The sequence below is a fragment of the Halopseudomonas maritima genome, from assembly GCF_021545785.1.
In the GTDB taxonomy this organism is placed as follows: domain Bacteria; phylum Pseudomonadota; class Gammaproteobacteria; order Pseudomonadales; family Pseudomonadaceae; genus Halopseudomonas; species Halopseudomonas maritima.
In genome coordinates this window covers 1,451,983-1,465,299 of the sequence record NZ_CP079801.1, presented here as the reverse complement: position 1 = coordinate 1,465,299, position 13,317 = coordinate 1,451,983, and the positions used below count along the sequence as shown (strand labels likewise).

The 13,317-nt window shown below is 56.1% G+C and carries 5 protein-coding genes, 2 tRNA genes and 3 rRNA genes; 9 read left to right on the top strand and 1 reads right to left on the bottom strand.

Annotated features, from left to right (window positions below):
* Positions 1-307 precede the first annotated feature (307 nt).
* The 6 genes from HV822_RS06605 (at position 308) to HV822_RS06580 (ending at position 6,365) form a co-directional block, all read left to right on the top strand.
* Positions 308-1,846 (top strand): 16S ribosomal RNA (locus HV822_RS06605).
* Positions 1,847-1,912: 66 nt separating this feature from the next.
* Positions 1,913-1,989 (top strand) — tRNA-Ile (locus HV822_RS06600).
* Between the two features lie 24 nt (positions 1,990-2,013).
* Positions 2,014-2,089: transfer RNA gene (locus HV822_RS06595), tRNA-Ala, on the top strand.
* Between the two features lie 277 nt (positions 2,090-2,366).
* A 23S ribosomal RNA gene (locus HV822_RS06590) occupies positions 2,367-5,255 on the top strand.
* 137 nt (positions 5,256-5,392) lie between these two features.
* Positions 5,393-5,508: ribosomal RNA gene (gene rrf / locus HV822_RS06585) — 5S ribosomal RNA — on the top strand.
* Together the 16S, 23S and 5S rRNA genes with 2 tRNA genes alongside form the textbook arrangement of a ribosomal RNA operon.
* A 248-nt stretch (positions 5,509-5,756) precedes the next feature.
* The gene (locus HV822_RS06580) at positions 5,757-6,365 is read left to right on the top strand and encodes a porin family protein (RefSeq protein WP_238872942.1); all 609 of its coding nucleotides are present in this window, start codon (positions 5,757-5,759) and stop codon (positions 6,363-6,365) included.
* A gap of 697 nt (positions 6,366-7,062) precedes the next feature.
* Here the strand turns inward: HV822_RS06580 and HV822_RS06575 are convergent.
* Complete coding sequence (locus HV822_RS06575; RefSeq protein WP_238872941.1) at positions 7,063-9,027, bottom strand: alkyl/aryl-sulfatase; 1,965 nt, start codon at positions 9,025-9,027, stop codon at positions 7,063-7,065.
* Positions 9,028-9,403: 376 nt separating this feature from the next.
* Here HV822_RS06575 and HV822_RS06570 point away from each other — a divergent pair, with 376 nt between their 5' ends.
* The 3 genes from HV822_RS06570 (at position 9,404) to HV822_RS06560 (ending at position 13,288) form a co-directional block, all read left to right on the top strand.
* Entirely contained in the window at positions 9,404-10,501 is a 1,098-nt protein-coding gene (locus HV822_RS06570) for a carboxynorspermidine decarboxylase (protein WP_238873560.1), read from the top strand.
* A 47-nt stretch (positions 10,502-10,548) separates the two neighbouring features.
* A complete protein-coding gene (locus HV822_RS06565) occupies positions 10,549-11,787 on the top strand; it encodes a saccharopine dehydrogenase family protein (RefSeq protein ID WP_238872940.1) in 1,239 nt (412 codons plus the stop codon).
* A 151-nt stretch (positions 11,788-11,938) separates the two neighbouring features.
* Positions 11,939-13,288, top strand: coding sequence for a glutamine synthetase family protein (locus HV822_RS06560; RefSeq protein WP_238872939.1), 1,350 nt, complete (start codon positions 11,939-11,941; stop codon positions 13,286-13,288).
* The last annotated feature ends 29 nt before the right edge of the window (positions 13,289-13,317 follow it).

Here is a 13,317-nt window from a genome sequence, read left to right as displayed (position 1 = left end):
ATGCGCCTCCCTGACCCGGAACGGAAGCAGCGTTTCAGGTCGCTCAAGCAGGTTTTGAAGCTTCTAAAAAACTTCAAAAAAATGCTTGACAGAACAGAAGGTTAGCGTAAAATGCGCGGCCTTGGTTGAGCGGAAGCGCTGACCGAATCGCTCTTTAACAATTTGAATCAAGTAATTCGTGTGGGTGCTTGCTGAATGTGCTCGATGATCAGAAAGATTATCAGCCTAGCAAGTTACTCTGTGAATTCACGAGTTTTTTGCAAAAGCTGAGCCAAGTTTAGGGTTTTATCAAAACCCAATCAGTATTTAACTGAAGAGTTTGATCATGGCTCAGATTGAACGCTGGCGGCAGGCCTAACACATGCAAGTCGAGCGGTAGAGAAGGAGCTTGCTTCTTCTTGAGAGCGGCGGACGGGTGAGTAATGCCTAGGAATCTGCCTGGTAGTGGGGGGCAACGTTTCGAAAGGAACGCTAATACCGCATACGTCCTACGGGAGAAAGTGGGGGATCTTCGGACCTCACGCTATCAGATGAGCCTAGGTCGGATTAGCTTGTAGGTGAGGTAATGGCTCACCTAGGCAACGATCCGTAACTGGTCTGAGAGGATGATCAGTCACACTGGAACTGAGACACGGTCCAGACTCCTACGGGAGGCAGCAGTGGGGAATATTGGACAATGGGCGAAAGCCTGATCCAGCCATGCCGCGTGTGTGAAGAAGGTCTTCGGATTGTAAAGCACTTTAAGTTGGGAGGAAGGGTTGTAGCTTAATACGCTGCAACTTTGACGTTACCAACAGAATAAGCACCGGCTAACTCTGTGCCAGCAGCCGCGGTAATACAGAGGGTGCAAGCGTTAATCGGAATTACTGGGCGTAAAGCGCGCGTAGGCGGCTTGATAAGATGGGTGTGAAATCCCCGGGCTTAACCTGGGAACTGCATCCATAACTGTCTGGCTAGAGTACAGTAGAGGGTGGTGGAATTTCCTGTGTAGCGGTGAAATGCGTAGATATAGGAAGGAACACCAGTGGCGAAGGCGACCACCTGGACTGATACTGACGCTGAGGTGCGAAAGCGTGGGGAGCAAACAGGATTAGATACCCTGGTAGTCCACGCCGTAAACGATGTCAACTAGCCGTTGGAATCCTTGAGATTTTAGTGGCGCAGCTAACGCACTAAGTTGACCGCCTGGGGAGTACGGTCGCAAGATTAAAACTCAAATGAATTGACGGGGGCCCGCACAAGCGGTGGAGCATGTGGTTTAATTCGAAGCAACGCGAAGAACCTTACCTGGCCTTGACATGCAGAGAACTTTCCAGAGATGGATTGGTGCCTTCGGGAACTCTGACACAGGTGCTGCATGGCTGTCGTCAGCTCGTGTCGTGAGATGTTGGGTTAAGTCCCGTAACGAGCGCAACCCTTGTCCTTAGTTACCAGCACGTTATGGTGGGCACTCTAAGGAGACTGCCGGTGACAAACCGGAGGAAGGTGGGGATGACGTCAAGTCATCATGGCCCTTACGGCCAGGGCTACACACGTGCTACAATGGTCGGTACAGAGGGTTGCCAAGCCGCGAGGTGGAGCTAATCCCATAAAACCGATCGTAGTCCGGATTGGAGTCTGCAACTCGACTCCATGAAGTCGGAATCGCTAGTAATCGTGGATCAGAATGCCACGGTGAATACGTTCCCGGGCCTTGTACACACCGCCCGTCACACCATGGGAGTGGGTTGCACCAGAAGTAGCTAGTCTAACCTTCGGGAGGACGGTTACCACGGTGTGATTCATGACTGGGGTGAAGTCGTAACAAGGTAGCCGTAGGGGAACCTGCGGCTGGATCACCTCCTTAATCGACAGATCTCAGCGCTTCTTCAAGCACTCACACGAATTACTTGATTCATAGAGAAAGGCGATTGGGTCTGTAGCTCAGTTGGTTAGAGCGCACCCCTGATAAGGGTGAGGTCGGCAGTTCGAATCTGCCCAGACCCACCAATTGTCGAGGTGTCAGGTCTGAACGGGGCCATAGCTCAGCTGGGAGAGCGCCTGCCTTGCACGCAGGAGGTCAGCGGTTCGATCCCGCTTGGCTCCACCAGGTCGACGCAGCACAACGCCAAGAATGGAACTCAGAGTTCATATATGAACAATCAGGCACTGATTGTTGATATCTGGTCTCTGAACCAGACGCTCTTTAAAAATTTGGATATGTGATAGAAGTACAGACACATGGCATGTTTCACTGCATGCAATGTGGCTAAGGTAAACTTGTAATCTCAAGTGCAAGTTCCGGAATTGTCGTTAATTCTGTTTTAAACCGATATCACTGAATAATCTGAGTTAAGCAATTAACGTAAGATTGTTTGGGGTTATATGGTCAAGTGAATAAGCGCATACGGTGGATGCCTTGGCAGTCAGAGGCGATGAAAGACGTGATAGCCTGCGATAAGCTTCGGGGAGGTGGCAAATGACCTTTGATCCGGAGATCTCTGAATGGGGAAACCCACCCAGCATAAGCTGGGTATCACACACTGAATACATAGGTGTGTGAGGCGAACCAGGGGAACTGAAACATCTAAGTACCCTGAGGAAAAGAAATCAACCGAGATTCCCCAAGTAGTGGCGAGCGAACGGGGACCAGCCCTTAAGCAGTTTTGAGTTTAGTAGAACGCTCTGGAAAGTGCGGCCATAGTGGGTGATAGCCCCGTATACGAAAGGCTCTTAGCTGTGAAATCGAGTAGGTCGGCGCACGTGAAACGTTGACTGAACATGGGGGGACCATCCTCCAAGGCTAAATACTCCTGACTGACCGATAGTGAACCAGTACCGTGAGGGAAAGGCGAAAAGAACCCCTGTGAGGGGAGTGAAATAGAACCTGAAACCGTATGCGTACAAGCAGTGGGAGCAGACTTGTTCTGTGACTGCGTACCTTTTGTATAATGGGTCAGCGACTTATATTCAGTGGCGAGCTTAACCGTCTAGGGGAGGCGTAGGGAAACCGAGTCTTAATAGGGCGTTTAGTCGCTGGGTATAGACCCGAAACCGGGCGATCTATCCATGGGCAGGTTGAAGGTGCCGTAACAGGCACTGGAGGACCGAACCGACTACCGTTGAAAAGTTAGCGGATGACTTGTGGATAGGAGTGAAAGGCTAATCAAGCTCGGAGATAGCTGGTTCTCCTCGAAAGCTATTTAGGTAGCGCCTCGTGTATCACCACTGGGGGTAGAGCACTGTTTCGGCTAGGGGGTCATCCCGACTTACCAAACCGATGCAAACTCCGAATACCAGTGAGTGTCAGCACGGGAGACACACGGCGGGTGCTAACGTCCGTCGTGAAAAGGGAAACAACCCAGACCGTCAGCTAAGGTCCCAAAGTTATGGTTAAGTGGGAAACGATGTGGGAAGGCTTAGACAGCTAGGAGGTTGGCTTAGAAGCAGCCATCCTTTAAAGAAAGCGTAATAGCTCACTAGTCGAGTCGGCCTGCGCGGAAGATGTAACGGGGCTCAAACCATACACCGAAGCTACGGGTTCATCTTATGATGAGCGGTAGAGGAGCGTTCTGTAAGCCTGTGAAGGTCAATTGAGAAGTTGGCTGGAGGTATCAGAAGTGCGAATGCTGACATGAGTAACGACAAAGGGAGTGAAAAACTCCCTCGCCGGAAGACCAAGGGTTCCTGCGCAACGTTAATCGACGCAGGGTGAGTCGACCCCTAAGGCGAGGCCGAAAGGCGTAGTCGATGGGAAACGGGTTAATATTCCCGTACTTCTAGTTACTGCGATGGAGGGACGGAGAAGGCTAGGCCAGCACGGCGTTGGTTGTCCGTGTTTAAGGTTGTAGGCTGAGTGCTTAGGTAAATCCGGGCGCTTAAGGCCGAGAGCTGATGACGAGTGTTCTTTTGAACGCGAAGTGGTTGATGCCATGCTTCCAGGAAAAGCTTCTAAGCTTCAGGTAACTAGAAATCGTACCCCAAACCGACACAGGTGGTCAGGTAGAGAATACCAAGGCGCTTGAGAGAACTCGGGTGAAGGAACTAGGCAAAATGGCACCGTAACTTCGGGAGAAGGTGCGCCGATGAGGGTGAAGCATTTACTGCGTAAGCCCATGTCGGTCGAAGATACCAGGCCGCTGCAACTGTTTATTAAAAACATAGCACTCTGCAAACACGAAAGTGGACGTATAGGGTGTGACGCCTGCCCGGTGCCGGAAGGTTAATTGATGGGGTTAGCTTCGGCGAAGCTCTTGATCGAAGCCCCGGTAAACGGCGGCCGTAACTATAACGGTCCTAAGGTAGCGAAATTCCTTGTCGGGTAAGTTCCGACCTGCACGAATGGCGTAATGATGGCGGCGCTGTCTCCACCCGAGACTCAGTGAAATTGAAATCGCTGTGAAGATGCAGTGTATCCGCGGCTAGACGGAAAGACCCCGTGAACCTTTACTATAGCTTTGCACTGGACTTTGAATTTGTTTGTGTAGGATAGGTGGGAGGCTTTGAAGCGTGGACGCCAGTCTGCGTGGAGCCAACCTTGAAATACCACCCTGGCAACTTTGAGGTTCTAACTCTGGTCCGTTATCCGGATCGAGGACAGTGTATGGTGGGTAGTTTGACTGGGGCGGTCTCCTCCCAAAGAGTAACGGAGGAGTACGAAGGTGCGCTCAGCACGGTCGGAAATCGTGCGTAGAGTATAAAGGCAAAAGCGCGCTTGACTGCGAGACCAACACGTCGAGCAGGTACGAAAGTAGGTCTTAGTGATCCGGTGGTTCTGTATGGAAGGGCCATCGCTCAACGGATAAAAGGTACTCCGGGGATAACAGGCTGATACCGCCCAAGAGTTCATATCGACGGCGGTGTTTGGCACCTCGATGTCGGCTCATCACATCCTGGGGCTGAAGCCGGTCCCAAGGGTATGGCTGTTCGCCATTTAAAGTGGTACGCGAGCTGGGTTTAGAACGTCGTGAGACAGTTCGGTCCCTATCTGCCGTGGACGTTTGAGATTTGAGAGGGGCTGACCTTAGTACGAGAGGACCGGGTTGGACGAACCTCTGGTGTTCCGGTTGTGTCGCCAGACGCATTGCCGGGTAGCTACGTTCGGAAAAGATAACCGCTGAAAGCATCTAAGCGGGAAACTTGCCTCAAGATGAGATCTCACCGGGAGCTTGACTCCCCTAAAGGGCCGTCGAAGACTACGACGTTGATAGGTTGGGTGTGTAAGCGCTGTGAGGCGTTGAGCTAACCAATACTAATTGCCCGTGTGGCTTGACCATATAACACCCAAGCAATCTGGTGTTATCGAGCCAACAGAATCAAACAACTTCGCGAACTTGCGAGATTGCAAATACCTTAGCTTCTGTCACACATCCAAGCTTTTTAAGCTGCACGCACTGCGGGCAGCAACAAATTGCTTGACGACTATAGAGCATTGGAACCACCTGATCCCATCCCGAACTCAGAAGTGAAACGATGCATCGCCGATGGTAGTGTGGGGCTTCCCCATGTGAGAGTAGGTCATCGTCAAGCACCTATACCAAACACCCTGATCAGTAATGATCAGGGTGTTTTTCTTTGTGCGCAAGAAACGTATTGCCGAGCGGCTCTACTGCGGCCCTCCATTCTTCTCCGGCGTTGTGATGCAAACGCCATTTCCTGCACAGATGGGCGATGGCGCATTAATGGTTTCCGCTTTAGGATGCGCCGTCCGGGGCAGGACTGCCTCGGCTAAAGGACTGCCGCCATGAGGGCGGCGCGTTGCAAAAGGAAACTCGAAGATGTTTAAAAAAACATGGCTGGCAGCGGCTTTGGTTGGCTTTTCCTCTGTGTCACCGGTAATTCTGGCTCAGGAGGCTCAGCCTTATATTTTTGCCAGTGTTGGGCAATCTGATGCGGACCTGCCGAAAAGTGATATTGATAACTACTGGGGCGTAGCCCCGGGTGTGGCGACGTCTTCTCTAGACACTAAGGACACTGCCTGGAAGATTGGCGCAGGCCTCAAGCTCAACCAGTATTTCGCGTTTGAAGCCGAGTACCTGGATTTAGGTGAAGCGGTATACACGGCAACCGATGGTGTTGATGTGGCGCGGACAACTGTGGCAACCGAAGGTTATGGCTTGAATGGCGTGCTCACGCTGCCGCTGGATGCGTTTAGCCTGTTTGCCAAGCTTGGCTATCATCGCTTGGAAACGGAAGGCGACTTCACTTTCAGTGGAGTAGACGTCCAAAGCACCTCTGATCAGGAGTGGATTTGGTCCTGGGGTGTGGGTGCGGGTTACAACTTCACCGAAAGCCTCGCTGTGGTTGCCGAGTTTGAACGCTATCGCGATGTCGCCGACTACTACGACCTTGACCTGATGTCGGCAGGGCTGCGCTACAGCTTCTGAGTATCTTGTAGGGCTGGCCAACAGCAGGGGAAGCTTCGGCTTCCCCTGTTTGCTTTCAGGCCTGCGCATCCGTTGGCTTAACGCCTCAGCGTAGTGGTTGCCGGCCAGGCGCACCCGCACAGTGCTTGAGTCAGAGACTAGCGGCTGAAAGCGAACGTCAGATATGTACGCGGCTGCAGCGCGTGCCTTCGGCGGTGCGGTAGAGGTAGGGTTCTAGCCTGCTTACAAGGACGGTTTCAAGCTCACCTGCCGCATCTACGCCGCCCGGATTTCGTGGATATATAGATGCATCCAAGCGGATGAATAGGTGGGGCGACAAGTACCGCATCAGTGTCCTGGTTGTGCAGGTCAACGATGATATAGAGTTGATCAACCAGTATAGCGTCGGGCGCTGTGATCGAGTTGTGGTGGCCAGTATGGATGCGCTGTCGTGCGGCGTTGATACTGCGGCACTGGTCGCGGACGATCATGCCAATGGCAGCGATGGCGAGGAGGGGCAGACGGTGCCTGTTGCCTGGGCGAAGCCTCGGCAACCGAGCAGGCCGGCACGAAGCGCTGCTAGCCGGAAAGTTGGCTATTGGCGTCTAACCTGTTTGATCTGAATGGGCGGCGAACTTGTTTTGCTGAGCGACTGCTGCATGCGTTGCAGTTGCCCTGAAAAAAGCCCCGCGCGCCAGGCGGCGAGCGGGGCGAAAGGTCAGTTACTGACCGGAGTCACGATCGGGAAGTCGCCAGAGGGCACTTCCACCATTTGCAGCAAGCCGAAGAAGGCGTTTGGTTCGCCGCTGATCTTGATCTGTCCCGCCTTCACCGCGTCGGGGAAGGTGGTTTGTTTCAACAGGATCTGGTCCAGGGTGCTGCGCGTCATGCTGACGGTGGCCTGCGCGTTGTCATCCTGCACGTCGGCGCGGTAGGTCAGCGTGGCGTGTTCCAGGTTGAGGCGGTAGTTCTCCTCGGTGTCGGTCAGCTGCCAGTTGATCACAAGGTGCTTGCCTTCGGCCTTGGCGGCGTCGAGGCGAACGGCCATGAGGTCGAAGAACATGCCGGTGTCGAGCGCCTGCAGAACGTCAGGAGACAGTGAGCCGACGGTAGGAGGCAGGGTGCCGTTGCGCAGTTCCTGAGCACCCATCAGATAGGCGCCGCGCCAGGTGCCTGCTTCTGCCTGGTAACCAAGCTGCTCCAGGGCATCGGCGCCCAGCTCGCGGGCGGCCTGATTGCTGGCATCGGCGTACACCACCTGATTCATCACGCTGGCCACCCAGCGGTACTCACCGTTCTCGTAATCCTTGCGGGCCTGTTCAATCACCTTGTCGGCGCCGCCCATGTACTCGATGGTTTTGGCGGCATTCTGCACTGGCGGCAGCGGGTTTAGGTTGGCCGGGTTGGCATCGTACCAGCCCATGTAGCGCTGGTAGATGGCCTTGGCGTTATGGCGCAGGGTGCCGTAGTAGCCACGCGCATACCATTGCTGATCCAGACTTTGCGGCAGGGCAATCTGTTCGGCGATATCGCCCGGCAGGTAGCCTTTGTTGATCATGCGCACCGACTGGTCGTGCAGGTATTTGTACATGTCACGCTGTACCGACAGGAAGCGCTTGATATCGTCCTGGTTCCAGACCGGCCAATGATGCTGGGCCACCAGAATGTCGGCTTCGTCACCGAAGCGCGCCAGCACCAGATCGATGTAGCGCGCCCAGGCACTGGCATCACGTACGGCGGCGCCGCGGATGGTGTAGACGTTGTGCATGTGCTGGCTGGTGATTTCCGCCGTGTTCAACACTTTGAAGTCGGGGAAATACATCATCATTTCCGATTCGGCTTCGGTGCCGTGGGCCATCTGGAACTGCACACGGATACCGTCGATGGTCAGCTCGCCATCGTCTGGCACGGTGTCGGTCGGGGCGATCAGCGAACGCTCACCCATCGACAGCGCCTTACCGAGACCTGTATCGACGTGACCGCGTTCGCCCGGCGGCAGCATGGCGCCAAACTGGTAAACGGCGCGGCGACTCATGGCCGCGCCGGCGATGACGTTCTCGGAGACCGCGTGCTCCATGAAGCCGGCCGGTGCGTAAATGCGTGTTTTGCCGGCGGCGACGTCTTCGTTGCTGGCGACACCCTTGACGCCGCCCCAGTGGTCGACGTGGTTGTGGGTGTAGAGCACGGCAACCACTGGCTTGCGCGGGCGGTTCTGGTAGTAAAGCTCCAGGCCCGCCTTGGCGGTTGAGGGCGACATCAGAGGGTCGATAATCAGCAGACCGGTGTCACCCTCGATGATGGTCATGTTGGCCAGATCCATACCGCGAATCTGGTACATGCCTTCGGTAACCTCAAACAGGCCGTGAATCGCATTAAGCTGAGCCTGGCGCCATAGGCTGGGGTTGACGGTCTCGGGGGCTGTGTCCTGATCGAGGAAAGCGTACTGGCTCATGTCCCAGGAAACAGAGCCATCGGGGTTGGTGACCTTGCCGTCGGGCAGTTGGGCGATGAAGCCGCGACGTGCATCGTCAAAGGCTTGCTGGTCGGCAAAGGGTAGCTGCTCCAGCACCGCCTTGTTGGCGCTCGCGGTGGTGGCAGTTGCCGGGTTGGGGGTTTGAGCTGCGTTGGCGGCCAGACTGATGGCGGTGGCCAGCGCGCCGGTAATTAGATGACGTGAGCGCATTTGAGACTCCCTGCTGGAGCGGCATTGTTGTTGTCGGAAACCGCTTTAAGCGGCTGCAGTCACTATAAAAAGCATAGCTCCTATATTTCCAATGCATTTTTACTCTTATTTCTATGCGTAATGTGCATGTAATTGGTTGGTGACGTGAAACTGAAGCATTGCCGTTGTAGGCTGAGTCGGTGGTTTTTCTATCGATAGAGGTGCGCGGTGGCTAATCCCGCGCGCCCCCTGCGAGGGCTCAAGCGTGCAGCTGCGTGGCCGGACGGCCGGAGGGCAGGTGGAATTAATCAGTGCTTCCCTAGGGTGGGTTAATTTATAATTTCGCGCTTTCACTTGCCCGGTCACCGGGCGCTGACAGCTGGAGGGTATGACCGAATTGATCAAGACGCCGTACTATCTCATCGACAAGAGCAAGCTTGAGCGCAACATGGAGAAGATCGCTTACGTGCGTGAACACTCCGGAGCCAAGGCGCTGCTCGCACTCAAGTGCTTTGCTACCTGGTCCGTGTTCGACTTCATGAGTCAGTACATGGACGGCACCACCTCTTCCTCCCTGAACGAAGTCAAGCTTGGCAAGATCAAGTTTCCGGGGGAGACCCATGCCTACAGTGTGGCCTATGCCGATGACGAGATCGACGAAGTCCTGGCGCACTCGGACAAGATTATCTTCAACTCCATCAGCCAGCTGACCCGCTTTCGTGAGGCGTCTGCCAACACGGTGCGTGGTTTGCGTCTGAACCCCGGCGTCAGCAGCTCGGACTTTCTGATTGCTGACCCGGCGCGCCCATTCAGCCGTCTAGGCGAGTGGGATGCTGCCAAGATTGAGGCGGTATTGCCGCTGATTTCCGGCTTTATGATCCACAACAACTGCGAGAACGGCGACTTTGGGCTGTTTGACCAGATGCTCGGACAGATCGAAGAGCGTTTCGGCCACCTGCTTGAACAGGTGAGCTGGGTCAGTCTGGGCGGCGGTATCCACTTTACCGGCGAGGGTTACCCGCTGGATCGTTTCTGCGCCCGCCTCAAGGCATTCTCCGAGCGCTACGGCGTTCAGGTTTACCTGGAGCCCGGCGAGGCCGCCATTACCCTGAGCACTTCCCTCGAAGTGACTGTGCTCGACACCCTCTATAACGGCAAGCAGCTGGCCGTGGTCGACAGTTCGATCGAAGCGCATATGCTCGATCTGCTGATCTACCGTCAGGAGGCCAAGATGGAGCCCTGCGATGGCCCGCACCAGTACATGGTGTGTGGCAAGTCGTGCCTGGCTGGCGACATCTTCGGCGAATTCAATTTTGACAGCGAGCTGAAGATCGGCGACCGCCTGTCCTTTATTGATGCGGCCGGTTACACCATGGTCAAGAAGAACTGGTTCAACGGCGTGAACATGCCCGCCATTGCGATCAAGGAACTTGATGGGTCGGTGAAACTGGTGCGCGAGTTCGGATTCCAGGATTACCTGGACAGCCTCTCCTGAGGCACAACCTACCCAGCCTTTCCAAGGAGGCGTTTCGAGGAAGAGAAATGAAGAAAAACGTTCTGATTATTGGTGCCGGTGGTGTGGCCCAGGTGGTCGCACACAAATGCGCCCAGCACAATGACGTGCTGGGTAACATCCATATCGCGTCGCGTACCGCCGAGAAGTGTCAGGCGATTGTGGACAGCGTAAAGGAAAAGGGCAGCCTCAAGGTTGCCGGTGAATTGCAAGCCCACGCCCTGAATGCTCTCGATATCGAGGCCACCAAGGCGTTGATTGACAAGACACAGTCGCAACTGGTGATCAATGTCGGATCGGCTTTCATCAATATGTCGGTACTGCAGGCCTGCATCGAAACCGGTGCGGCTTACCTGGATACCGCCATTCACGAAGAGCCGGACAAGATCTGTGAAACGCCGCCGTGGTATGCCAACTACGAGTGGAAGCGCAAGGAGCTGTGCGCTGAGAAGGGCATTACCGCCGTGCTTGGCGTGGGGTTTGATCCGGGCGTGGTCAATGCCTACGCTGCGGTGGCTGTGAACGAGTACTTCGATAGCGTCGAGGACATCGACATCATCGATATCAACGCCGGCAGCCACGGCAAGTACTTTGCAACCAACTTTGATCCGGAAATCAACTTCCGTGAGTTCACCGGACAGGTGTGGTCCTGGCAGAACAGCCAGTGGACCAGCAACAAGATGTTCGAGGTCAAGCGCACCGACGATCTGCCGGTTGTCGGCTCACAGACCAGCTACATGACCGGTCACGATGAAGTGCACTCGCTGTCGCAGAACCTGGGCGTGCCGAACGTGCGTTTCTGGATGGGCTTTGGTGAGCACTACATCAACGTGTTCACCGTGCTGAAAAACCTCGGCCTGCTGTCCGAGCAGCCGGTGACCACCGCCGAAGGTCTGGAAGTGATTCCGCTGAAAGTGGTCAAGGCGGTACTGCCCGACCCGTCGTCGCTGGCTCCCGACTACAGCGGTAAGACCTGCATCGGTGATGTGGTCAAGGGCAAGAAGGACGGCAAGGATAAGGAAGTGTTCATCTACAACGTAGCGGACCACGCCGAAGCCTACGCCGAAGTCGGTAGCCAGGGCATCTCCTACACCGCAGGCGTGCCGCCGGTTGCTGCTGCCATCCTGATCGCGCAGGGCGCCTGGGATGCCGGCAAGATGGTCAACGTCGAAGAGCTGGACCCCAAGCCGTTCATCAATCTGCTGAACGAAATGGGCCTGCCCACCCGCATCAAGGATGAGCAGGGCGATCGCGCTCTGAGTTTCTGAGTCGATGCGGTAAATAAAAAGGCCAGCGTTCGCGCTGGCCTTTTTGCGTTCAGGGTCGGCACGGTGCGTGTTGGTGCTTGAGTCGTTGCGGCTTGTATGGGGTATGATCCGGCATCGCCATATCGGCATGAACAAACACAGGTAGTGCTCAATGAACGCCCCCGCATCCCTTGATTCTCTTGCCGAACGCCTGGCTGGCGTTGGCGACGTCGAGTGTGTCACCCCCGACCTGAACGGCATTCCCCGTGGCAAGGTGATGACCGCAGACGGTTTTCTGGATGACCGCCGCTTGCAGCTGGCGCGCGGCGTGCTGCTGCAGTGCGTGATGGGCGGCTACCCGGACGCGCGGTACTACGGCAGTGACGATGGTGATCTGGTGCTGCGCCCGGTGCTGGAGCAGGTCCATCGCTTGCCCTGGACGGCACGCCCGCGTGCACTGGCGATCTGCGAGGCGGTGGAGTTGGACGGCCAGCTGTCCGGGCTGTCGACGCGGGCGCTGCTAAGTCGCATTGTCGAGCGTTATGCCGAACGCGGCTGGGCGCCGGTGGTGGCGACCGAGCTGGAGTTCTTCCTGTTCGAGCCGAACCGTGACGACACCCAGCCGTTTCAGCCGCCGGTGGGTTTAGACGGCCGCCGGGAAGCCGGCTACGGCGCCTTCAGTGTCAGCACCAGCAGCGGGCTGCGGCCGTTCTTTGATGAGCTGACCGACACCATGGCGGCGCTGGGTATTCCGCGTGACACCTTCATGCACGAGATGGGTGTCAGTCAGTACGAGATCAACTTTGTGCACGGTGATCCGCTGCTGATTGCCGACCAGACTTTCCTGTTCAAGCACGCGCTGCACGAGGTCGCCCTCAAGCACGGCCTGATCGCCGTGTGCATGGCCAAACCGCTGGCGCGGGTGCCGGGCTGCTCGATGCACATCCACCAGAGCGTGGTGGAGCAGGGCAACGGCAACAATATCTTTACCGAAACGGCGAGCGGCGAGGCGACAGCGACGTTTGAGCACTTTATCGGCGGCCTGCAGCACTGCATGGGCGAGCTGACGTTGCTGATGGCTCCTTACGTCAATTCCTACCAGCGCTTCTGCCATGCCTACGCCTCGCCCAACAACCTGTGCTGGTCGCACGACAACCGTTCGGCTGGCCTGCGCATTCCGGCCAGCGGCCCGGAAGCGCGCCGGGTTGAAAATCGCCTGCCCGGCGCCGACGCCAACCCCTATCTCAGCGTGGCTGCGTCACTGGCTGCGGGGTTGTACGGTATCGACAACCAGTGCCAGCCGTCGGCACCGGCGCAGGGCGAGTTTGAAGCACCCGATGAGCTGACCTTGCCTGGTACCTTGCACGACGCCATTCAGCGCCTGGATCGCAGCACCCTGGCGCGCGAGCTGTTCGGCGCCGAGTTTGTCGACGGCTACCTTGCCAGCAAGCGGATGGAGCTGCAGAGCTATATGGATGAAATTACGCCGTGGGAGAGGCGCTTCCTCGGCAGCCAGGTTTAGCAAGTCGCTGAGAAGCTACCTGCGTTGCC